This window comes from Chryseobacterium jejuense (genome assembly GCF_017877355.1).
Taxonomy (GTDB): Bacteria; Bacteroidota; Bacteroidia; order Flavobacteriales; family Weeksellaceae; genus Chryseobacterium; species Chryseobacterium jejuense_A.
Map to the genome: position 1 here is coordinate 333,319 of NZ_JAGIPR010000006.1, position 24,376 is coordinate 357,694.

The following is a 24,376-nucleotide window of genomic DNA, read 5'->3' on the forward strand; positions in this document are numbered from 1 at the left end:
AGTTATGTTTTGAGTGCCTCATAACTTTTTTCGTGCCTCAAAACAACTTGCCCTGGCTGGGGCTTTAAAAATCACTCCGAAGTCATGATTTTACTAATATTAAATTAAATGCGATGGACCTAAATAAAAAAAGCAAAGGCGGGCGTAAGTCCAAGCTTAATCCAAGTAAAAACAGGCATGTATTTAGACTTACGGATGAAGAAAATATAAAGTTTTTAAATTTATATGAGGCTTCCGGAATGAGTAACAAAGCGAAATTTATTACAACAATTTTGTTTCAGAAAGAATTAAAAATTGTAAAAGTGGATATTTCAACAATAGATTATCATACCCAATTGACCAAATTCTTCTACCAATTCCAATCGATTGGAAACAATTATAATCAGATTGTAAAAATTTTATACCGAAACTTTACTGAGAAAAAAGCGTCTTTCTATCTCTTTAAACTGGAAAATCATACCAGAGAACTAGCTTTAATTGGTAAGCAGATTATAGAACTCACCAAAGAATTTGAACAAAACCATATTCAAAAAAATTCTGAAAAATGATCGCTAAAATTGGAAAAGGTGAAAACCTATGGGGTGCTCTTACCTACAATCAACAGAAGGTGGACAACGAAAAAGGAACGGTTTTATTCACTAATAAGATTCCTGATTTGTGGGATCGACCTTATTCGGTTAAATTTTTTCATCAGTACTTTGAACCCTACTTGATTGCCAATAACAAAACTGAAAAACCGGTAAGACATATCTCACTTAATCCTGATCCTGAAGATAAGGTTAATGACAAAGATTATCGGGAAATGGCTCAGCAATATATGCAGGAAATGGGTTATGGCAACCAACCGTATGTTGTTTTTAAACATACTGATATTGACAGAACGCACATTCATATTGTGACCACCTGTGTCCAGATCGACGGAAAGAAAATATCAGATCGATATGATCACCCCCGATCAATGGAAACCTGCAGAAAACTGGAAAGACAATACAACTTAAAAGTTGCTGGTGAGAATAGAAATTTAAATCAAAACTCTATTTTTAAACCTGTAGATTATACTAAGGGGAATATCAAAACACAATTATCCTCGATACTACGACACCTTCCTCAAACCTACAGCTTTCAAGGCATAGGTGCATATAACGCTTTACTCTCTCAATTCAATATTTCCTGTGAAGAGGTTACTGGAGAACTGCACGGAAAAATGAGAAAAGGAATGGTCTATTTTGCAACGGATAAAAATGGAAAAAAAATAAGCAATCCTTTTAAATCATCCCTTTTTGGTAAGCATGTAGGAGTAAAAAATATTCAAGCCCTTATTGAGAAGTCAAAAGTGAAAATGAAAAATGATCCTTCAAAATTCATTCTTAAAAGAACTATAGAAGCCGCTCTCAGCACAAGTAAATCGGAAGCTTCTTTTAAGACTCAACTTTTGGAACAGGGAATCGCTACAGTCATACGAAAGAATGATGATGAAAGGATCTACGGAATTACATTCATAGACCATAACTCCAAATCTGTTTGGAATGGTTCACAGCTGAGTAAAGAGCTTTCAGCCAACGCATTCAATAAACTGTGGAATGAGGTAGAAAAAAAGGCTGAAACCAGTTCATATAATAGTTCTAATAATGATATATCGCTTGAAAAATCTTCAGAACATTTCTTCAACAATAACAGCTACGAAGTATTTGACGGATTTTTTAGCGGATTATTGTCTTCAGATACTAATGAGGATCAGGAGGAACAAATTTTTGAATCACAAATGAAAAAGAGAAAAAGAAAAAGAAGAAAAAAATAACCTCATTTTGATAAACTACCTTTATAATTATACTCTCAGAACCATAGTCAGCCAATGTATGCCTGCAACGGCGCATTTATAGTTGAGAATACCTGATCCTGTATCTATGCTTCTAAAATGTGATATGCAGGGTGAAGAAGATTTAAGAGGGCTTGCCAAAATCATGGCATTTATGCGAGCGGTAAGCATTATTCTGGTACTAATTCATCTGTACTGGTTTTGTTACGGATTTTTTGCACAGCAACAATGGACACTGGAACTCATCAATAAAATACTTTATAATTTTAACAAAACAGCAGGGTTATTTTCTCATACCATCTACTCTAAGCTCTTCGCAATTGTTTTGTTAGGTTTGAGTTGTCTTGGTACCAAAGGCGTAAAAAATGAAAAGATCACCTGGAAAAAAATTAGTATTGCTTTTTCTATTGGCTTTGTACTATTCTTTTTAAACTCAATTATTTTACAACTTGATACCGGCTTTACAGCTCTGCTTTATATTCTCTCTACCGGCTCCGGATACATCTTCTTGATGCAGGCAGGAGTCTGGATAAGCCGTTTACTCAAAACAAACTTAATGACCGATGTTTTTAACAATGAGAATGAAAGCTTTCAGCAGGAAACCCAATTACTCTATAATGAATACTCGGTTAATCTTCCCACAAAATTCTATTATCAGGGGAACTGGCATCAGGGATGGATTAATGTAGTCAATCCGTTTCGTGCGACCATTGTTTTAGGAACACCAGGCTCGGGAAAATCATACGCCATTGTCAACAACTATATCAGACAGCATATCGAAAAAGGATTTTCTATGTACATCTATGATTTTAAATTCGATGATTTGTCTACTATCGCGTACAACCATCTTCTCAATCATTCTGATGCTTATACCGTAAAGCCGAAATTCTATATCATCAACTTTGACGACCCTAGAAAAAGCCATCGATGTAATCCTTTAAACCCCGATTTTATGACGGATATATCGGATGCATATGAAGCGGCCTATACCATTATGTTAAACCTGAACAGAAGCTGGATACAAAAACAAGGCGATTTCTTTGTTGAGAGTCCTATCATACTGCTAGCTGCCATCATATGGTTTCTTAAGATATATAAGAACGGCAAATACTGCACTTTTCCACACGCTATTGAACTGTTGAACAAAAAATATGAAGAGGTCTTTACGATATTAACCTCTTATTCTGAATTAGAGAACTACCTATCTCCTTTTATGGATGCATGGCAAGGAGGTGCCCAGGATCAGCTACAGGGACAAATCGCATCGGCTAAGATTCCTTTGTCTAGAATGATCTCACCACAATTGTACTGGGTAATGACCGGCGACGATTTTTCTTTGGATATCAATAATCCCAATGAGCCTAAAATTCTGTGTGTAGGAAATAATCCTGATCGTCAGAATATTTATTCTGCTGCTCTTGGGTTATACAATTCAAGAATTGTTAAACTGATCAATAAAAAAGGACAGTTAAAAAGTTCTGTCATTATTGACGAGTTGCCTACTATTTATTTCAGAGGCTTGGATAATTTGATTGCTACTTCCAGAAGCAATAAAGTTTCCGTATGTCTTGGGTTTCAGGATTTTTCCCAGCTGACAAGAGATTATGGAGATAAGGAAAGTAAAGTGATTCAGAATACGGTCGGCAATATTTTCAGCGGACAGGTAGTAGGGGAAACAGCCAAAACCTTATCCGAACGTTTTGGAAAAATACTGCAAAAAAGACAAAGTATATCCATCAATAGGAACGATACTTCCACCTCCATTTCTACCCAATTGGACAGTTTGATACCTGCTTCGAAGATCTCTACCTTAACCCAGGGATTTTTTGTCGGTGCTGTATCTGATAACTTTGACGAAAGGATTCAGCAGAAGATTTTTCATTCCGAGATTGTCGTAGACAATGTTAAGCTTTCTGAAGAAATGAAAAGCTTTCAGCAGATACCGCAGATCCGATCCTTTATTGATGAAGACGAGAATGATTCTATGACCAGGCTGATTCAAGATAATTATAGAGAAATTAAGTCAGATATTCTCAATATCATCACAGATGAAATGGATCGAATAAAAAATGATCCTGATTTGCAACATTTATTGAACTCGGATTAAAGAATGAAACCTCAAATACCATACGATTTGAGGTTTCTATTTGTATTTATGTTACTCAGCATCAATGTTCATAAAATATTGATTCAAATTGTCACTCACCAATTGAAGGAATTTGGTTGGTCCCTGTTTTCTGTTACGGATTTCAAAGATGGTTTTATGAAAGTTACCTAAATCGCAATCCAATGACTTTTCTGTAAATTTTATCACTTCGCTTAACTCTATATTACCACCGTTAAAGCAACGCATCTGGTAAAGCGCATAGATAAGCTCAATAAGTCCGACCTTTGATCCCGACCAGCTCAAAGGAGAAAATACTTTAGTGGTAAAGGTATCATTCGAATTTTCAATTTGCTTTTTTAAATACTGATCAAATTGCTGATTGGAAATAAATCTGGCGATCATATGATCGTGGGATGTTGTAAAATTCGGATCATAATTATAAAATCCGGATGATAGCTTCATTTTTAGATCGTAGGAATTGCGAACAAATATTTTATGATCAAGATAGGTTGCTTCCCGTTTATAGTAACTGTAAAATTCAGAATGCTCCAAATAAAAGTCTTTCAATTTTTCCTGTTCTGCTTCATAATATTTTTTTAAGGTCTTATTTCCGGCAGCCGGTTTATGAGATTCAATATCCAGTACTGCAGAATAATAAATAAATTTTGAGATAAACTGCGGTTTCAGTTTTTTAAAAAACAATACTTCTTCAGCAATATGATCAAAATGATGATTTGAAACCAGAAGTTTTAATTTCCTTATCGACTCATCAATAATAAGTAATGCCTTTTCTGAAATTTTGATCAGATCATTTCCGTCAGCATTGACTTCGTTAATCTTTAGGTCCAGATCCTCCAATAACTTCGAAGTTCTTTTAAAAATAGTTTTTGTTACCATGTCCTTTTTTAAGGAATTTACAAAAATTACCTAAAGCACGACTTAATCAACTAATACCCAGCTCCCTTTTCCGATTCTTTATATAATCAGTAGGTCTGATCCCATTGATATCAAAGAACAGATTTGAAAAGTTCTGGCGTGCCGCTATACCACATTCATCAGCCAGAGCCTCGATGGTATAATTTAAATATTTACTGTTCGTATTGAGTAAATTTGTTATATAATTAATGCGTAGTTCAGCCATATACTTATTAAAATTCATCCCTTTTTGCTCATTGATGTAAACCGAAAGATAGTGGGAATTGGTTCCCAGCTTTAAAGCAATACTTTTCTGCGTAATCCCTTTCTTTTTGAAATGTTGCTCCTGCTCAAACTTCTGAAGTTTTTCTTTTATTTCTAAGGTTATTTCCGGGGTAAGAGAAGTCTTTCTTACAGGCAGTTCTATCATTTCTTCTCTTAAAGTATCATTCATATTATATTTTCCTTCAGCGATTCTCTTTTGAAGAAGCTGATATTGTTTTTTTATCTTTTGATCTCTTCGATACCGGACAACAAAAAAACCAAGAACTACACTTCCTGAAGCAATCAGTATCTGAGCCAATACTATTTTTTTAGTACTGGATCTCTCGATTTCTTCTTTTGCATCCATCAGTGTACGTCGGTCAAAATCTTTATGAAGTTTCAAAGATAAATAGGGAAAATCTTTACTGATTAAACTGTCAGCTTTTAAAAGCTGATTGGTATAGTACAGTTGCTTTTTGACATCCTTATCTTTATAATGATCGATAAGATAGTGATAACTCTTATAGACCTCTGGAAGTATAAAATCATGTTTATTGAAAATAGAGTCTATTTTGTTATAACATCCTACAGCCTTATTTACATTATCCTGTGCTTCATACGTTTTACCCAGATAATAATATACTACAGAAGCCCAGGCGAAATCGTTTCTCTTTAGAATATTGGGTAAAGATTTTTGCAAGTGATCCTCAGCACCAACATAATCTTTTTGATGAAATCTGGAAATTCCGGTGCATTTTAGGAAATAGCTTTTTTCAAGTACAAAATCACTATTATTAGCAGTTAGCCGATAACCTAAATTGCTTAAACTATCACTCTTGGCAAAATGATACAGATATCTGTTAAGTACAGTCAATTGATGTAAACAGTTGAGATACGCCTTCTCATAGTTAAACTGTTCATTTTCATGATGGTTTTCATTCAACTTTGACCTGTAAAATGAAGTACATTCAAGAAAATGGTTCATTGCGTCATCATAATAGCCCAAATGACTTTTTACAATTCCTAAATGATAAAGGACTTTATACCTATGGTACTCATCTTTTGAGCCTTTTGAATGCGTATAGGCTTTAATGTATTCATTTAAAGCCAGCTTAAATTTTTTTTGGTAAAAATAATAGATGATTCCCTTGCTTAAATATTCTTTACTGATGTCATCTTGGCTTCCATGCTGCAAACTGACAGTAAGTGCACTGTCAGCATACTTCATCTTGTTTTTATAGTCAAACTGTCTTGCATCTCTATACCCTTGAATCAGCTTTGAAAAATTATTTTCGTTTTTTGCTTTCTCAATGTACAGTTTTACATAAGGCATCGCATGAATGTCATCTATTGCCATTTTTTCATAAGGCTTTCTAATTTCACTGAAAGTTTTTTCTTCTTTCTTTTGTGAAAATAAAAATTGTGAAAAAACAGGAAATAAGATGAGAAAGCAATAAAACTTTTTCATAGACTGATATTTAGAACCTAACCATCTCAAAAATAAACATTTATGTTTTAAATAAATTAAATTTCAATGAATTAAATAACAGAAAGACAAAAATCCTGTAAAATACGCAAATACAACCACTTAAACTCTGATATTCTCATGTATTAATTTTAAAATTGAGACGTAACAATTTTAAAATAGAGCCGTATAACAGTTTTTTTCAGCTCATAAGCCGGATAATTTTGACATCAGAATTCTAATATAATCCGGCCGGGATAACCCAATTAAAATTATCAAAATGAAAAAGTTTATCCCATTTTTTAGCATAATCATCATAGCAGTTTGTCTACAAAACTGCACCCATCGAGATGAAGATACGATTTCAAATAGTGAATATATTGAAAAATCAGAGCCCACAATAAATGGCTTAGTAATGAAACAGGATTCTGCTAAATCCATAGAAGTCATTGAAGATCCTGGAACAAAAGATCCTCCCGTCAGAGACGGTGATAATTGGCGGCTTGCCAAAGATTAAAAACTTCAAATAAAATTATGATTCCTCATACCTCCATAACAGTTGTTACAGGCTTACCATGTCCAAAGAGTGGCATCTGGGAAAGTATGGGGAATTTCAAAACAACTATAACCCTCTTTAAGGGTGAACCGATGCCTGAATATTGCGGATGGAAAATCAAATGGAGGTTGGTTCAGGTCTGTTAAACCCAATAATGACATGCCATGAAAAACGTACAAACTATCTTTATCAAAACTGTTTCCTGCTTTTTTATTCTGTTGTTTGTTTATGCAAGTGTGAGCAAATTGCTTGATTTTGAAAACTTTCAAGTGCAGATTGCTCAATCACCATTACTTAGTGCTTATGCAGGTGTTATTTCCTATGCTGTTATTATCGTAGAATTAATTATTGTACTGTTATTAATTTTCCCAAGCAGCAGATTAACCGGATTATACTTATCAACTGCCTTAATGTCAGCATTTACGATCTATATATTTCTCATTTTAAATTACAGTGACTTTATTCCTTGCTCATGTGGAGGAATCTTGGAAAAAATGGGATGGACTGAACATCTGATTTTTAACCTGGTGTGCTTTTTACTAGGGGTAATTTCAATTATAAAAAAGGAAGACTCTAAGAGAAAATATATTTTGCTGGCATCCACAAATCTGTTCAGTATCCTATTTGTGATAACTTTATTTTTTACATCAGAGTACATCATTAAAAAGGAGAATAATTTCACAAGAAGATTTACTCACCATCCAATCATTGAAGAGGGATCAATTGATCTTAACGTTAACTCATATTACTTTGCTGGAAATGATGATAATCACTTGTATCTCGCAAATTTGACCAGTCCTTTTAAAATTATTAAAATTGACAAATCATTTAGAAAATTCGATACTATTGCAATAACTCCTTCTACAAAACATCGTTTTCGTAAATTAAAATATTCTATTCAGTATAATAGCCTGTTCGCATATGATGGTAGTGTTCCGATAATTTATCGATCAGCATTAGATTCATTAGATAAGCCAATTCAAGAGATTAGTTACAGAGATATTTTTTTTAATCATTTAACAGCTACTTCAAGGAATTCATTTTTTTTAAGCACAGATAATTCAAAACGTGAAACATTAATTGCGGCATTGTCAACACAAAATGAACATTACACAAGAATGAGCAATTTTCCATTGACAGCGAAAAAAGATGGAGGTTTCGATGTTGATGGAAAACTATTATTTGATAATAGCACAGGCAAAGCTTATTATATGTTTTACTATAGGAACCAAATACTGGAAGTAGACTCTAACTTACAACTTCATTCACGTATGAAAACTATCGATACTATTACGAAAGCACAGATAAACATTAAGACTTTAAGTGACGGCACAAAAAAGATGATCGCACCTCCAATGGTTGTGAATCAAAATATGGAAGTTCATAAGGGTTTAATCTTTAATATTTCTAATCTAAAAGGTAAACATGAGTCTAATGACCTATGGAAAAAAAACTCAATAGTTGATATTTATACTACTGAGCCTGCGGGTTATTGGGGCAGTATATATGTTGAAAACAGAGGAAAAAACAGATTGTCCCAAATTTTAATTACTGATAATTTCTTTTACATATTGTCAGGTACAGAATTGCGTCGTTATCGTTTTGCGCAGACCATAACAAAACAATTCAATAAAGGGGAAAGCCGAAAACCCTTGGAACAGTAGGCACATCAAAAATTATTCTTATGAAAAATTTAAAAACACTCCTATTGCCAGCATTTGTACTGCTTGCAGGAGTAGGTAGCGCGTTCGCTACTCATTTAGAGAAAAATGACAATTTAGCCATTATTAGAGGCTACGTGTTTAGAGAAGGTGAAACACCAGAATGTGTTAACAGCTTAAAGGACTGCGACACTTCAGGTTCATTCACTTGTACAGCAGATATTGGTATGGGTTCTGAAGATCTCTATCAATTGAATGGAACGGTTTGTCCAAACAAATTGACCCATACTCAACCAAACTAGACAATAGCTGTCTCTAAATAAAGTGCATACGGAAAGTTTTGCCGCACAGTGATTATAGCAAGGTTAAAGGTTCTAAATCTAAACTACCTACTTAATCTAACTTATATATTTGCAAAACATAGCGCTTGTTTTAGAGACAGCTTTTATTATTCCATCATTTTATCTATCCATTTGACGCTTTTATTCTTCAGATAAAAATCTAACCAGTCGGAAATCCTGCTGTATAGGTCAATACGATTATTATTTTTTGATAAGCTGTGCTCATCATTAGGATAAAAAAGAGCAACAACTTTTTTATGGTTTCTTTTAAGTCCTAAATAGAATTCCATTGTCTGCTCCCAAAAAATATTATAATCCTTTTTGCCGGTCCAGAGAAGAATGGGTTTTTGAACCATTTCAGCATGGTAAATTGGGCTATTGTCAATATATATCATTTTATTCTCAACGAAAGAGCCCGGCATTTCATACTGTCCATCTTCAAATTGCCAGAAAAAAGGTCTATTGAAATTATAATTGAATGAATGATAGGATCTAACCAGATCACTGTTTCCGGCTCCAGAAATATAGGTTGCAAACAGGTTGGATTGAGTAGCGATAAAATTGGTTTCATATCCTCCATGTGAATGTCCTATTAATGCTACTTTCTTAAAATCTATAAAGCTATAACCTTGAAGAGCATTCATAGCGCTGGTGACACAATCTAAGGCAGATCTACCAGTTCCGCGGGAATCAAAAACTATATCAGGCATATATACGAAATATCCTTTTCTTAACAGGTTACGCACATTAATACCTTCTGTTGGGGGATTCATTCCAATACCGTCAACCAGATACTTATTTCTCATATATCTGAGTTTTTGGTAGATCGTAACAATCATAGGATATTGCTTACCCTCTTTAAAGTTGACTGGATACAATAGAATTCCCTGCAATGACTGCCCCTGGCTATTTTTATATAATATAGTCTTGGAAAAAATATTTTTAGCCTCCTTGTCAAGAGAATTACTTTCGTAAACAATTTCTTCCTTCTGATGTTTTTTTAAAATCAGTTGAGGCGGTTTGTTGATATTACTTTTGACATAGAGTAATTTTTTCACTCCCCCGCTCCAATCTACAGCAGTTATATCATCATCTGTGACCTCAATAATATCTTTTGCCATTTTACCATTAAAAGACATCCAAGTATTTTTTATTTGATCCCTATCATAAAGTTCAATGATAACGGGATTACTTGCATCATAACTGCTACGGTAAATATTATAAGAGGATAAAACATTTTGCATTGTTCCATTTTTTATTTTAGCTCTGTAACCTGATTTAAGAGGAAATCTATTTTGCTTCTTTTTGTGTATGTCATATTCAAATAACTCCCCCATTCCCTCAAAAAGTATTCTTTTACCATCTTTAGAAAAATAAGCATTTTCATGGGTATCCAATTGTATCTCATAAAAGTTCAAAGTTCCTACTTCATACAATATCCATTTTTTTTTGTTCTGATATGTTAAAATCCATTTTCCATTATCATCACTAAATACCATTGAGCCGGAATCAATTATAAAATCATATTTATCAAGCAGCGTATCATACCTGTGTAAATTGAAGGTCTGAAAACGTTTCGTGTAATCATGTTGATAATAGGGATCAAATGAAAGTAAATATCTATTGTTCCCTATGAAAGCATGATGGGTTAGCCTTTCATTTAAAATCTCACAAGAATATTCTTCTTTGGGAGACCAAATAAAATATTTACCAATGTAACCATTGTAAAATTTTGTTTGGATTTTGTTATCGTTCCCATACCACACCTCCACCTCATCTTTAGACTTGGATTTAAGTTCAGGAAAGAAATGAATAAAATATTTTCCGTCGTTTAATTTTGAAATCTCACTAAAATTAACAGAATCAATAAAATCATTGCACACAAATAGTTTATGATCCGTTGAGCTCCTGTATATAAGTTGTGCTTTTTTGCTATTTTCATCCTGTTCTAAAATAAACAGACCATCCTGATCACGATACTTAACTTCAATTTTGGAGTTAGAAGAGGAATATATTTTTTTATTCTGTTTTAGATTCCATTCATAAAGACTGTAATTTTTTTTATCATCTTCCGTGATGAAATACAATACATCATCTATTTTATTTATACCGATTACATTATTTACTACATTATTCTCTTCCCCATTTTCATTTATAATCTTAAGTTTTCTTTCCTGCAATATGGATATTAACTTATCATCTGGAAGCCAATAATAATTTGTAACATTTTCCCAAACTTTCATTTGTAAGGATGGTAAAATAAGTAATTGAAAGTTTTTACCATGTCGCATCATCAAATTGTTATTTGAGGTGAAATTTATGGAATTAGCCAGCACTTTTCCACTTTCAAAAATAACTGAATCTCTATTATTTCTATTGATAAGTACTACCGTATCCGAACTTCTGTCATAAGCTTTATTAAAAGTTATATATTGTTCATTAGGTGATATCCTGGGAAAACTCACATTGTAATAGTGCCTTTGTAATGAATCAGGAATTACCTGGTCTTTATTTTGTGAATGCAATAAACAAAAGAATATTAGACTCACACAAATTAAAATAGCTTTCATCAGTACCCAGGATTTTGAGGATTTAAATTCGGATTAAGCAGAAGATCATTCAGGGGAATTGGCCATACTTTATGAAAATTCTGCCAATTAGGTTTAACTGTATTAAGTTGATCAAGCTGACCGAATCGCTTTAAGGTCAAAAAGCGATTCCCTTTCTCAGCAAAGAACTCTCTCCTATTTTCATTCAATAATTCTTCAAGAATCTGCTCATTTGATAATAGCCCCAGATTAGAATTACCAGCCTTTTGTCTCACAGCATTAAGCAATGGAAGTGCTTCCTCTTTTCTATTTTGCCTTACTAAAGCTTCTGCTAAAAGAAGGTTTACTTCCTCCATTCTAAATACTATAGAATATTCATCTGAATTGTTGACTGCATTAACATATTTATTACAGCGGTAAAAAACATTCTGATTTACCGTGATTTTTGTAATCCATTTTTGGAGTCTTAAATCCGTTATTTCAAAAGCATTGACCAGATCATTTGACAAAGCATAACCTGTTGGCGCAGCCGTCGTAAAGTAATACATAGATGCTTCATTAGTAGGCAGGTTTGCCTGTAAGGGCTTAAATTGCCAAAGTATGTGCTTACCCGATTTTTTAAATGTTTTTGAAACATCAGGCTCCCAAGCATATAAACTGTTGCTTTTGATGTCTTTCAGTAAATTTTCTGCCTGTGACCATTTATTTTCCTGCATGCAGACTATTGCCAGCATCATTTCAGCTGCTTTTTTATTGGGATAAATCCGATCTGTATTACGATAGTTATCCTCCAATAAATCAATTGAGAGCATGAGATCATTATGAATAGTAGTAAGCACCTCTATATCGTTCATTTTACCTATTTTTTGATTAATGGTAAAATCAGTCGTTGTTGTGTAGGGTACATCCCCGAACATCTGAGTAAGATAAAAGTAGATAAGAGATCGTAAAAATAGCGCTTCCCCTTTTATTCGATTTTTATCTTTCGTTGCAATACCTGACGAAGCATCAACACCGATTATAATAGAATTGGCAAGATAAATCTGTTTATACGAATTAGCCCATGAATTTTTAATAACGGAATTAGATGACAGTTGCTGGTTATTAAAAATGTCCGGTGCTCCACCTAAAGAAGCTGCCATATAACAGTTCAGATCATCCGTATAGCTCCCAAGTAAAGCTCCACTTCCTGCAGTTCCACCATTTAATACAGAGAAGCTGTACATTTCCGCATATAAATTACTTAATGCACCATCTGCTGTACTAACGTTTTCAAATACCTGTGTTACATCGATTTGGGTATTGGGAAAATCAACATCAATACTTTTTTCACAAGACCATAATATTACGATAATGATACTGATTATAAATTTATTTGTTTTCATAAGATTCATTTTTAAAAAGTTAACTGGAAGCCCATTGAAACAGTTTTTAAAGGCGGTAAATAACCGTTCACTGTAAATTCAGGATCTAACCCCATATAATGGGTCCAAGTCAATAAGTTCTGACCTTGGATGTATATTCGGGCTTCACCTACTACTTTACTTATTTTTGGAAGTCTGTAGTTGATTTGAACATTTTTCAACCGTATAAATGAACCGTCACTGATCGCTGCTGTACTATTTTTTAAATTGGAAGTAAGAGTATTTGTCGCAGTAATAGTCCCCGGTGAATAAGGCATAATGATACCATCATGATTCGTAGATGACCAAACATTAGCAAACTCAGCAGGCTGGTTATTCATATTTCCGGGTGTTGTCATGGTTCGGTAATAATTCCAGGAATTCTGTTTTACAAATTGTAATAAAAACGAAAGACTGATATTTTTGTATGATATCTGATTTTGAAGACCACCAAAGTATTTGGTTCCTACATTTCTGATGGCCATCTGATCTTCAGGGGAAGATATTTTACCATCCTGATTAAAGTCTTTGAACATGTACTGCCCTGTTACCGGATCAATACCTTCATACTGATACACTTTTACAATTGATGTAGGTTGACCTATGACATAAGTATTTGCATAGGTTGAGCCTTCCAGCCCCGGGAATGATAATAGCTTGCTCATGGGGAATGATACGTTGAAACTGATATTCCATTTCCAGTTCATGCTTTTAAGTGGACTGGAAGACGCTTCGATCTCCCATCCTGAATTCTGTACCGTCGCATTTAGATTAGCCTGTACATTTGAAAATCCTGTTGTAGAAGCTAAGGGAATACCTACCAGCTGATTAGACGAACGATTCCTATAATAGGCAGTCGTAAGATTTATCAAATTACGAAACAGTGATAATTCTATCGCCGCCTCCAGTTTATCGGTCTTTTCCCAAGTAAAGTCAGGATTAAAAAGACGGGAAGGATATAATGCAGGAACATCATTATAAGAATTGAGAGCGACGGAATAAGAATTGGTAAACTGAAAATCACCTATTAGATCACTTCCGGTACGTCCGTAACTACCTCTTAATTTTCCTAAGCTGAGCCATTTGGAATTTTTTAAAAAAGATTCTTCAGAAAATAACCAGGCTGCTCCAATTGCTCCAAAATTTGAAAACCTGTTATTAGGTCCGAAACGGCTTGAGCCATCCCGCCTTGCTGTTAGGTTGATTATGTACCGGTTCATCAACCGATAATTAAGTCTGCCGAACACAGCAGTATATTTATAATCAATATCGGTAAAATCCCTTGGCGTAATAAGTGATGCCGCAGCGAGATTGTAAAGCAGCGAATTGCTGGCAAATCCTGATGCTGTAATTGCTGAAGATTTAGAATTATTACTCTGGTAGGTATATCCTAAAAAAACATCCAGTTTACTTGCTCCTAAATCCTTAGACCAATTGATCTGAGGTTCTAGAATATATGACATCAAGTTGCTCGTTCCTCGTGAAGATGAAGAACGTGCCGGTGATGCTCCTGATGCAAAGGCAGGATTATACATCGTGTTTGGTGCTAAGGTATATTCCTCTAAAGATTGAATGTTAAGACCGCCATTAAAGGTGAATTTTAAACCATTCCAAACCTCATATCCAGCTTTAACACTCTGATTAATCTGTAACACTTTATTTTCATAACGACCGTTTAGTGATGCTAAAGGATTGCTAAATGTATTATTCTGCCAGTTTAAGTTTCCTGCATCATCGTATAAAGAAGGAGCATTAGGAGCCAGGTTCAATGATTTATTGGTCAGATCATTGCTGATTACATTATTCGATAGACTCGAGAGAATATTACTGAAAGACAGCGAAACCTTTCTGTTTTCTGTGGTATAGCTATAATTAGAATTAAGAATATTGGTCTTGTATCTATAATCTCCCGGAAACACAGTTGACTGGTTAGAATGTGAGGCACTGATGGAGAATTGGTTCCTTTCACTTCCCCCGCTTACAGACAGTTGAATGCTGGAAGACTCGGCATTATTTCCGATCAATATTTTCTGCCAGTCTGTATATCGATCCTTATCCCAAACTCCATTAATATCGTAGGCATTTGCAGGAACAGCAACATTGTAGTTGGCATAGGCATCCCTGCGCATCTTAAGGTATTGTTCAGTGTTCATCAGTTTCATTTGATTGGCCACTTTGCTGATACCGTAATTGGTATCCGCTGTCAACCTTATAGCGCCGGTTCTTCCCTTTTTTGTAGTGATTAATATGACTCCATTCCCTCCTCGGGATCCGTAAATAGCCGTAGCATCAGCGTCTTTTAAAACTTCTATGCTCTCTATATCATCCGGACTTATTGAATTCAGTGGGTTTAGAGAACTCATAGGAAGAATTCCCACAGAATAACTGGATGTCAAGTTTGAGCTCCACGGAATTCCGTCCACCACGTAAAGGGGTTGATTTCCGTTACCAGGGCTGTTAAGAATTGTCCGAAGACTGTTTCTTCCTCGAATCTGAACATCAAATCCACCGCCCGCTGTTCCGCCGGCCTGGATAATGTTCACTCCTGCCATTCTTCCCTGTGCTGCTGACAGTACATTGGTCACAGGTTGGTTTTCTATATCTTTTGCTGAAACTTTGGCAATACTACCGGTTCTTTCTTTGTCTTTAACCTTGTAGTAGCCAGCGTTGAGAATAACTTCTTCGATTCCCTTTACTTTTTGTTCTAGGCTGATATTAACGACGGTCTGATTATTGAGTGTGAATTTTTCCTCTGAATAATCAGGGTGTCTGAACAATAGGATGGTATTTTCTGCTGAAACCTGTAAGGTGTAGGTTCCGTTGTTGCCGGTCATGGTTACCTGATCACTACCTTCTTGGGAAATTACAACTCCTGAGAGTGGTTTACCAGATGATGTAACGGTACCGGAAATGGTGTGTGTCTGGGCTTTTGTGTTGATGCTTACAGTGGTAAACATGAGCCCAAAGAAAATGCCTCCTATATTGTAATAGGAATTTTTCATAGATTTGTAAAGGTTTTTAATTTAATTAATGACTTAACAATGCTCTTTCCTGATGTTTTAGTCGACTTATGGGAAAGGGCTTTTTTTATTAGTTTCTGTTTCTTATTTTTTTGTTATCATTTTTCTGAATTCCTCTTTCCAAGAGGAGATAAGCTGCATCCAGCATCTTTGAAAGATGGATATAAGGTCTTGCCAGATTGCTTTCAGGTCCATGTCTGTAAATCTGTTGTGAGAAATAGACAATTCTCGAAATAAAGTACTCAAACTCTTTAATACTGTATTCCTTAAAGGCTCTTTTGAAAACCAAGAGTGGGTTTTCATATTCTTTATCAGACAGAGAACCTTTCATCAGTGGAGGGCCTATGTCTTGCAGTGCATTTATCTGCCATTTCTTTGTCTTTTTACTGATCATATAACCTTCTCGGATGAATAGGTTCAATGATTGATGAATTTGTAAAACGGCAGAACGGTCTTTCTTTAGCCAGTCTTTTCCATTGACTGCATACTGCATGATGGAACTGAGCATCTGTTTAGCTGTAACAAGGTCGTGGGTCCGAAAGAAAGTCTTAATACACTGTAGTTTTCTATACTTCTTTCTAACTGATCCAACAGCTGTTTTTTTGTTTTTCAATGGTTGTTTTACTGTAAATAATAGTTTTTAAAGACCATGTAGGAGAAATCATAATGCTCCTCCCTACAAGGTCAAATGTGAATATGAATGAATTTGTGTTCCCGTGAAAGCTCTAAAGCCGCAATAGGTTGTACACCCCATTGTACCGTATCAGTATACCTCTATTTTGTAAAGCAGCTTAGAATAAAAAAGATAATTGTAGAAAAGCAGAACTGCATAAAATAAAAACGGCATGGGACTCTACATTATCCGAACAGTGGTACTGCCATACCGGGGAACAGATAAGAGGAAGAGACCCACGCCTAGGTCGTGAGCCTACTTACTTATTATCTCGTTCCGATTGAAAATTGGCAGTTTTCTGTTCGAGACTCTAAGCAATAGCTTCTATATTTTCTTTGAAGTATTGCAAAATTACTTTATTATGTAATTTATTCCAAATATAATAAAAAAATACAACGTGGGGAATTATACCCACTAATTATTTTATCTTTCTATGGATATTGCTATCTATTTTAATATTGATATGGCAACAAACTCTGAAAAAATTGCATTTCTAAAAGGTTTTGGAAAAAGAGTTCAGGAATTACGAGAAGAAAAACAACTTAGCCTTAGACAATTGGCTCAAAATTGTGAGATTGACTATAGCGATATTGGTAAAATTGAAAAGGGCTTAAGAAATATTCAAATGTCTACAATATTAGAGCTATCTAAAGGATTGGATGTGACACCACAAGAATTATTTAATTTCAAGATAAGTGAAAGTAAATAAATTAGAATTGATCATTTATTTAAAGAACTTAAAAATAAGAGAAATCCTGTCTCAATAGATATTTCTTCAAAAATTAAAACATAATATTATAGTCAAAGTGACTACAACAATTTTGTATATTTGACATAATGCAATAAAATAAATATTGTAAAATATAAGTTAAATAATATGTTCCTAGGTGATCCTTCTAAATTAGATAATGATTTAATAGCTAAGATAGTGATTGATAAAATTGAATCATTAAATATTGACAACTCTTTTACCTATCATAATTTTCCACTATATAGAGGTGAAGTAAAGGATGATATAATAAATGCACATGTACTTTTTGTATCACAAGAGTTCGGAGTAATTTTTTTTAGATGTTTCGAAGAAAAAATAGAATTAAATCAGAATGAGTTACTAAAATTAGACGAATTAGATAGTCATATTCTTGCTAAAATTTCAAGAGCAAGTGAACTTAGAAATGGAAGAAGAGATCTAAAAATTAATGTTACACCGAAGTTATTTTTGAATGACAACATAGATCTTGAGGGAGAAGATTATGTCAAAATAGCTAATATAAATGAAGTAATACAAAGTAATAAAAAAGAAACTTTAAGTGATGAAAATTTTTCTATTTTAACCTCTACTATAGAAGGATCTTATCGATTAAACTCAAAAAAAGAGAGAACCATTTCTGAGAGTAATCCCAAAGAAAATACAAAAGGAAAGATATTAAATATCATACAAAATCAAATAACATCTTTTGATTTTGAACAGAAAAGAGCTGCACTTAATAATATCGAATCACCTCAAAGAATTAGAGGTTTAGCTGGATCAGGTAAAACAATAATTTTAACTATGAAGGCTGCGTTATATCATATCGAACATCCCGAAGAAGATATTTTATATACTTATTACACTAAGGCACTATACGGTAATATAAAATATTTAATAGAAAAGTATTATAATGAATTTTCAGAATATGGAAGTCCTAATTGGGATAAGATACATATTCTTCATGGATGGGGTGGAAAAGGTGTAAAGGGTGTATATTCTACTATTACAGAAGATAATAATATTACACCTATAAGTTTTATAGATGCAAAAATCAAAAATTCAAAGAATCCATTTGAATTTTTATTTGACAAGTTAGATACTGAAAGTCTTAAAATTAAATATGGTCTGTCTTTGATTGACGAAGGACAAGATTTTCCACAATCATTTTATAGAGTAGTTAGAAAAATAACGAACAAATCAAGAATAGTTTGGGCATACGATGACTTTCAAAATATTTTTGATGTCAAAATACAAGATGAAAAAGAGACTTTTGGTAAGGATGAGAATGAAAATTACTATGTTGATTTCTCTAGAGATCAAAATAGTTTGCAGGATATTGTTTTGCATAAATGCTATCGTACTCCTAGAATTCTTCTTTTAAATGCATTTGCTTTAGGATTAGGTATTTATAATAATCCTGTTTTGCAAAGATTAGAGGATAATGACCATTGGATAGATTTAGGTTTTGAAGTTGAAACTGGTGATTCTAAAACAAATTCTGAGATGGTAATTTCAAGACCGGAGAAAAATTCACCAATAATAACAAATGAACTTTTTAAAGAGAATGCTATTTCATTAAAAATTTTTGACAATATCCGCGAAGAATGTCAATATGTTGCTGAATTGATTTACAAAGATATTACTGAGGAGGAATTGAATCCAGAGGATATAAGTGTCATTGGAATTGATGGTAAGCATATTAGTGGATATTTTGAAAATATCACAAATATTTTATCTGAAAGGGGTATAAATTGCTTTAATCACTTAAATGCTCCATACAATAATAAGATATATTCAAAAGAAGGATTAGTAACATTATCCACATTAAATAAGGCAAAAGGAAATGAATCTGGAATGGTCTATATTGTGGGTACAGAGTATGCCTTTATAAACAAAAACTACATTATTGATCGTAATAAAATATTTACCGCAATAACCAGAAGTAAAGGATGGGTTGTCATGACTGGATTTGAAAAAGCGCAGCAGTGTCAACTTGAAATGGATTTGTTAAAAGAAAATAAATACAAATTTAAATTTACTCAACCTTCTGGAACTTCTACAAGAATGATATTGAGAGGGATGACTAAACAGCAAAGTATTCTGAATGAAATAAATATAAGGGTTCAAGAATTAAGTAAGATTGGGCTTACAGAAGCACAGATTATGGAATTAATTAAGGAATTAAATACAAAAAAGTAATGAATAGCGTTACTTATCAACAATCGTTAAAGGAGGCTAGAAAACTACTTAAAAGTTTTGGTGTTCTAAAAGATGTTGGAATTTTGGATAACAACTTCTCATCAGAATTAAGAAAGGTGAGCAAGAACAAAAACATTATTGAAGTCCATAATTTCATAACTTCTAATTCTCAGTATTCGTTTTTATTGGAGGATGATTCTATATTTCAATTTTCATTTACAAACGGTGAGTTAAGATATTCATTTATACAAACTCCCTATAAATACATAGATATTAACCAATATGCAGAACTACTATATGATTATGAATTCTTGAATGATATGATAGAAGAATCTTCTGTAGAAGAATTGCATTCCGTACTTAGAGATGAGTATGAACAATTTTTAGAAACACAAAGTATTTCATCAAATTTTAATTATATACGATACGATTATAGTGATGTTGGCTACAAACCTATGTTGCATTCTAAGTCACATTTCCATATAGGAACTCATAATGATTTAAGAATACCTGTATCAAAATATGTATCACCTTTAAAATTTGTAAAATTTTGTCTTAAAAATACATATTATAAAAAATGGAAAGAATTTTTTGATAAAATATCCGACAAAAGAGATTTTTTAAGAAATATAAAAGCTGAATGTATTTTATTACAAAGAGGAGATTGGAACAGTGATGAGGAAAATGAATTTTTTATAAGTTAACTTTTCCAACAAATAAAAACCTTATTATAAATATAATAATTTATTCAATTGTAAAGTATCAATAGATTCGCTACAAAAATGACTTAAATTTATGGTGTAAAGTTTAAAACCTTTATCCACAAATAAACAGTAATAGCAAGCCAAGGCTCGTAAAAAAAATTGCTTAAATTCTATTTAAAACAGGTTTGTGAAAAAATTAAAATAGTTTCAAAGACTAGGAGGAAGCAGACTCTGCTGACCAGCAACTGCCCGTAATAAGCTTTTAGATATAAGGAAAGGGAGACCCAACAGGTCTCCTCTTTTTATTTCCGGTATCTTCTATGGCTAAGGTTGCACTTTTTACGCTGCTTTGTTAGCAGAGGTCTTTTTTAGAATGGTAAATCATCATCATCTTCAAATGGATTTACAATTTCTATTTGGGGTTTTGGAAATTTTTTTTCATAAAATGAATTTAAAAATAAACCTATTGTTGTTATTGAATTAACAATTAAATAAACGTAGATAGAATCACTAATTAAAATGTCTTCTTTTGTTTTTCCATGAAAATTTGTTTTTTCACTCCGTAATTTTTCTATTGATTGGCTTATTGCAAGTAAAGAAGTTGAAATCGTCTTTGCTTCGATTGGAAAATTATCATTTGAAATGTTGAATTCTTTTAAAATGATTTGTGTTAATTTATATAATGTTTCTCCACCTTTCAGTTTTACTGAAATTCTTTCATCTTTTAATATTTCTTTTATCAGGCTTTCAAATGCAGAATTTGCTAAACCTATCGCTAGGTCTGGCTCGTTCTCAATATTTTTAATTGCTTTTATAAATGTATCATGTACATTTTCATATTCATCTTTTATTGCATTCTTAAATGTTGGAATTGACGGAATAAAATCAGGAGTATCAATTCCTAAATCTATTGCTATTTTTAGTAAATCTTCACCTTTCATACCATGAAGTGTAGATTTTAAATCAATATTGTGCATATTCATAATAATATCGAAGTTCTGCCATTGATTATTAATATCATACCATTCTGTTTTATGCCACTTTTTAACATAAAACAAAACATCTTTATATGTAGTGAATTCTTCCCAAATTTTATCGTGGACTTCTTGAACCAATTTCATTTGGAATTTTGGAGAAATTATGTCATTCATTTTTTTACGGATTTTTGGATAATTTTTGTGTTAACTTGATATATTTTGTTTTTGAAGATTATAGATAAAAATTAACCGTTGTCCTTTTGGTTTCTATCCATCCATAGATTCTCTTTAAGATAGCATTAGAGATCTCAATCATAACAATTACAGCTTCCAATTTAGATTGGTAAGAAACCTTATTATCTGTCTTTCCAATAAATGTTATCATTGTGTTTTCTTTTTCTGATGATAAAGTTGTTGTATTTAGTATATGCTTATTACTAAAGTGTACAAAACCAGATGTTTCATTATAGACATTTTCAATCCATGGAAATTCTTCCGAGGCTTTTTCTTTAAGATATGCATCAGTCATTTTGTTCCTGCTTCGATCCCTAAAATTTCTAATTGTAGCTCCGCCCCAAACAGCTTGAGCAAATTCATGCGGTTGTTCTACTAACCATGCTGCTAAAAGCCTTAAATAATTGTCAAGATGTGGCCTAACCAAATGTGCAGCCGAAATAAAATTTGATGATTTTATAAGAGTTTCAAAACCAAAAATAAGTGATGAACTTCTATTTAGGATACCTGAAATATAATAGTCTAATGGGTACAATCCTCTCCCGCTTTTAATCATAGAGGCTGCCACCATTTGAAATTTCTTGTCAAATAGTTGCAATTTTTCTAAATATTCTTGTAAAACATCTTTAAGTATAGTAATGTCTTCTGTATTGGGGACTTCAAGTGACTTTTCAAGTAAGTAAACCCAATATTGCCTTGATGTAAGGGTGATTAAATGACACTCATTTCCTACAAACCAGCTATTACCTTGAGACTTATCTTCAATCATGCATCCTAATTTGCAATTGATTACCAAATTATCTGTAGGTTCTTTGGCAAGTAAAACCGGCTCATCTACTTCGGGAAATACTCCTTCAGTAATATTATTCCAAATTATAGACATTATATTGATCTTAAAATTTAATCCAAAATTAGAATGTTACTACGCAATCTATTAGCGCAGTTATCTTTGATAAATTACACCACTCTGTCGAGTATTACTTCGAACTTTTTAGCCAATAATAGTTTATAAAGCTCTGTAACCTCATTCCAATCTTTAGCCTGATAATTAGTTTGTTCCACTCCAAAAATTACAACAAGTGATAAATCTTTATTTACTTCAATTACATTTTCATCATCGGTAATAACTGAGACCCAAAATGCTCCATGTTCTTCATCCATAATTTGGATATCTGATATAGCTTGTAAAATATCCTTTTCATCTATATCGTCTTTTTGATAGCCGTCGGCATATTGAATGTAGTTTTCTCTCATTACTTTATTGAATTGTGTTTTGAGAAGTAGTTAGTTTAACGATTAGCGAAGTTTTAATATATAGTAGGTCAATAGTTTTTATTTGAGTAATTTTTTTCCTACTTCTTCCCTGGTTTTACTTAATTCAATTAATTTTTCGTAAAGTTCGATTTGATCTCTGAAATATTCTTGTTGATAAAATTTATGATAAAATTTCATTGTATCTAAAGATATTTCAAATCTTTGTCTAGTATATTCTTCAGAACTTGCAAAAAATTCTCCTGCTTCTATTTTTTTTTCAGGGTTTTTCCAATGTTCCAAAGCTTTATCATAATCGTAGTACCACGGATTCTTATTAATATCTTTTTCCCACATTTTTAGATATCCGGAATTTCTTATAAATTCAGTTATTTCTGGTTCGTTGTCTCTGTTCTCTAAAACATATTTAGACAATTGTTCAAATGTTTGTATGTCTTTACTTGAAATGTTTCTTACATATTCAAATATTTTATTAGTTATATCAGTTTGTTGTGAAATTGGATTATCCTTTTCATTAGCATATTCAATTTCTCTTTTTGTTGCTTCTACCAAACATTCAGAAATAGTTTCAAAAAAATTTGATTCCGATAACTGTTTAGGTGAACAATAGTCAGGATTGGTAACTACATCTATTCCAGCATTTTTATAAGATTGAGCGACAAACCTTGTACAAAATTGTCTATTTTCCTCTTTAGCTTTGATATTTTCTGCTATTCTTGCAATTTTTGCTTCAGAGGTAGAATATTCGGTTCCTATTTTCTGCCTTGCAAAATTAATTACATCTACTATAATGCCCTCAAAATCATCTTTATTATATCTAAGTATTAGAGCATCGTCAGCATATTTATATACTGTTCTTAGTAAATTAATTGATTGAACACCTAGCCCATTTGATTCAATTCCGCTACCAGCACCAACATATATAATAGCATGCGAATAATCTGAATTTGTAGATTTTCTAATAAGTTGACACTCTTTATCATGTTTTCTTGTAAGAAGTATATCTCCAATACGGAGTTTATTTAGGTCAATGATATACATATTATTTTGATCGTTTTTTGAGATAAGATTACCTAATGTACTTTTTATAATGTTTTTCAATGTAAGTTTCTATTTCTCTTAAAATAAGATGAAACTCATACATAGGATCTGCCATATTTTCAAAGTCCGTATTTTTAAAGATTAAGGTTGGAAAGAATGTTTCCAATTTCATTACTTTTTGGCATTAACTCCGGAATATCATTTAAAAAAACATTATTACATAATACTATTATTATAGAAATAATTAGAAAAATTATTAAAATTCGGTTTTGGTTCATAGGTTATTATCGTTTTTTAGATTAATGAACTTTAAATAATGAATGTAATTCGAGTAATTCGTAAAATCATTATTATTGTTCTATTACTATGCATTTAATCTTATTTTGAGATTATTTTAATAGTTATAATTATCATATTGTAAAGTAAGA

The 24,376-nt window shown here is 32.7% G+C and carries 20 protein-coding genes; 10 read left to right on the plus strand and 10 right to left on the minus strand.

From position 1 onward, the window contains the following. Positions 1-113 precede the first annotated feature (113 nt). From mobA to mobC, 3 genes are all read left to right on the plus strand, one after another. Positions 114-548: a conjugal transfer protein MobA gene (gene mobA / locus J2772_RS14700; protein ID WP_209917918.1), complete on the plus strand. Its 435-nt coding sequence runs from the start codon at positions 114-116 to the stop codon at positions 546-548. Further along, the gene (mobB, locus tag J2772_RS14705; RefSeq protein ID WP_209917920.1) at positions 545-1,798 is read left to right on the plus strand and encodes a conjugal transfer protein MobB; all 1,254 of its coding nucleotides are present in this window, start codon (positions 545-547) and stop codon (positions 1,796-1,798) included. Before mobA ends, mobB begins: the two co-directional genes overlap by 4 nt. Before the next feature lie 124 nt (positions 1,799-1,922). Then, the gene (mobC, locus tag J2772_RS14710) at positions 1,923-3,923 is read left to right on the plus strand and encodes a conjugal transfer protein MobC (protein ID WP_209918061.1); all 2,001 of its coding nucleotides are present in this window, start codon (positions 1,923-1,925) and stop codon (positions 3,921-3,923) included. 51 nt (positions 3,924-3,974) lie between these two features. On the opposite strand, the gene J2772_RS14715 is transcribed toward mobC, so the two are convergent. Then, on the minus strand, positions 3,975-4,820 hold the full coding sequence (locus J2772_RS14715; protein WP_209917922.1) for an RteC domain-containing protein: 846 nt from the start codon (positions 4,818-4,820) through the stop codon (positions 3,975-3,977). 46 nt (positions 4,821-4,866) lie between these two features. Next, entirely contained in the window at positions 4,867-6,570 is a 1,704-nt protein-coding gene (locus tag J2772_RS14720) for a helix-turn-helix domain-containing protein (protein WP_209917924.1), read from the minus strand. Between the two features lie 277 nt (positions 6,571-6,847). Here J2772_RS14720 and J2772_RS14725 point away from each other — a divergent pair, with 277 nt between their 5' ends. The 4 genes from J2772_RS14725 to J2772_RS14740 are packed head-to-tail and all read left to right on the plus strand — an operon-like array spanning position 6,848 to position 9,086. Next, entirely contained in the window at positions 6,848-7,084 is a 237-nt protein-coding gene (locus tag J2772_RS14725) for a hypothetical protein (RefSeq protein ID WP_209917926.1), read from the plus strand. Between the two features lie 17 nt (positions 7,085-7,101). Continuing rightward, positions 7,102-7,269 carry a hypothetical protein gene (locus tag J2772_RS14730; RefSeq protein ID WP_209917927.1) on the plus strand — a complete coding sequence of 56 codons (168 nt, stop codon included), beginning with the start codon at positions 7,102-7,104 and terminating at the stop codon, positions 7,267-7,269. An 18-nt stretch (positions 7,270-7,287) separates the two neighbouring features. Next, on the plus strand, positions 7,288-8,787 hold the full coding sequence (locus tag J2772_RS14735) for a DoxX family protein (RefSeq protein ID WP_209917929.1): 1,500 nt from the start codon (positions 7,288-7,290) through the stop codon (positions 8,785-8,787). A 20-nt stretch (positions 8,788-8,807) separates the two neighbouring features. Then, positions 8,808-9,086 (plus strand): DUF6520 family protein, encoded by a 279-nt coding sequence (locus tag J2772_RS14740; protein WP_209917932.1) that lies wholly within the window; start codon positions 8,808-8,810, stop codon positions 9,084-9,086. 146 nt (positions 9,087-9,232) lie between these two features. Here J2772_RS14740 and J2772_RS14745 read toward each other — a convergent pair whose 3' ends face one another. The 4 genes from J2772_RS14745 to J2772_RS14760 form a co-directional block, all read right to left on the minus strand. Beyond that, a complete protein-coding gene (locus tag J2772_RS14745) occupies positions 9,233-11,368 on the minus strand; it encodes an alpha/beta hydrolase family protein (protein ID WP_209917933.1) in 2,136 nt (711 codons plus the stop codon). A 326-nt stretch (positions 11,369-11,694) separates the two neighbouring features. Beyond that, complete coding sequence (locus tag J2772_RS14750; protein ID WP_209917935.1) at positions 11,695-13,059, minus strand: RagB/SusD family nutrient uptake outer membrane protein; 1,365 nt, start codon at positions 13,057-13,059, stop codon at positions 11,695-11,697. Between the two features lie 11 nt (positions 13,060-13,070). Further along, positions 13,071-16,079, minus strand: coding sequence for a SusC/RagA family TonB-linked outer membrane protein (locus J2772_RS14755; protein ID WP_209917937.1), 3,009 nt, complete (start codon positions 16,077-16,079; stop codon positions 13,071-13,073). Positions 16,080-16,167: 88 nt separating this feature from the next. After that, complete coding sequence (locus tag J2772_RS14760; protein WP_209917939.1) at positions 16,168-16,710, minus strand: hypothetical protein; 543 nt, start codon at positions 16,708-16,710, stop codon at positions 16,168-16,170. Positions 16,711-17,203: 493 nt separating this feature from the next. On the opposite strand from J2772_RS14760, the gene J2772_RS14765 reads away from it, so the two are divergent. The 3 genes from J2772_RS14765 to J2772_RS14775 all read left to right on the plus strand — a co-directional run bounded on the left by J2772_RS14765 (position 17,204) and on the right by J2772_RS14775 (position 20,424). Beyond that, positions 17,204-17,479 carry a helix-turn-helix domain-containing protein gene (locus tag J2772_RS14765; protein ID WP_245365235.1) on the plus strand — a complete coding sequence of 92 codons (276 nt, stop codon included), beginning with the start codon at positions 17,204-17,206 and terminating at the stop codon, positions 17,477-17,479. Between the two features lie 168 nt (positions 17,480-17,647). Next, a complete protein-coding gene (locus J2772_RS14770; RefSeq protein ID WP_209917941.1) occupies positions 17,648-19,720 on the plus strand; it encodes a DEAD/DEAH box helicase in 2,073 nt (690 codons plus the stop codon). Further along, positions 19,720-20,424 (plus strand): DUF2290 domain-containing protein, encoded by a 705-nt coding sequence (locus tag J2772_RS14775; RefSeq protein ID WP_209917943.1) that lies wholly within the window; start codon positions 19,720-19,722, stop codon positions 20,422-20,424. Before J2772_RS14770 ends, J2772_RS14775 begins: the two co-directional genes overlap by 1 nt. Positions 20,425-20,792: 368 nt before the next feature. Here J2772_RS14775 and J2772_RS14780 read toward each other — a convergent pair whose 3' ends face one another. The 4 genes from J2772_RS14780 to J2772_RS14795 all read right to left on the minus strand — a co-directional run bounded on the left by J2772_RS14780 (position 20,793) and on the right by J2772_RS14795 (position 24,008). Next, positions 20,793-21,575, minus strand: coding sequence for an abortive infection family protein (locus J2772_RS14780; RefSeq protein ID WP_209917945.1), 783 nt, complete (start codon positions 21,573-21,575; stop codon positions 20,793-20,795). 58 nt (positions 21,576-21,633) lie between these two features. Beyond that, positions 21,634-22,518 carry a hypothetical protein gene (locus tag J2772_RS14785; RefSeq protein ID WP_209917947.1) on the minus strand — a complete coding sequence of 295 codons (885 nt, stop codon included), beginning with the start codon at positions 22,516-22,518 and terminating at the stop codon, positions 21,634-21,636. A 74-nt stretch (positions 22,519-22,592) separates the two neighbouring features. After that, the gene (locus tag J2772_RS14790; RefSeq protein WP_209917949.1) at positions 22,593-22,889 is read right to left on the minus strand and encodes a hypothetical protein; all 297 of its coding nucleotides are present in this window, start codon (positions 22,887-22,889) and stop codon (positions 22,593-22,595) included. A gap of 78 nt (positions 22,890-22,967) precedes the next feature. Then, on the minus strand, positions 22,968-24,008 hold the full coding sequence (locus J2772_RS14795; RefSeq protein WP_209917951.1) for a YiiX/YebB-like N1pC/P60 family cysteine hydrolase: 1,041 nt from the start codon (positions 24,006-24,008) through the stop codon (positions 22,968-22,970). Between the last annotated feature and the right edge of the window lie 368 nt (positions 24,009-24,376).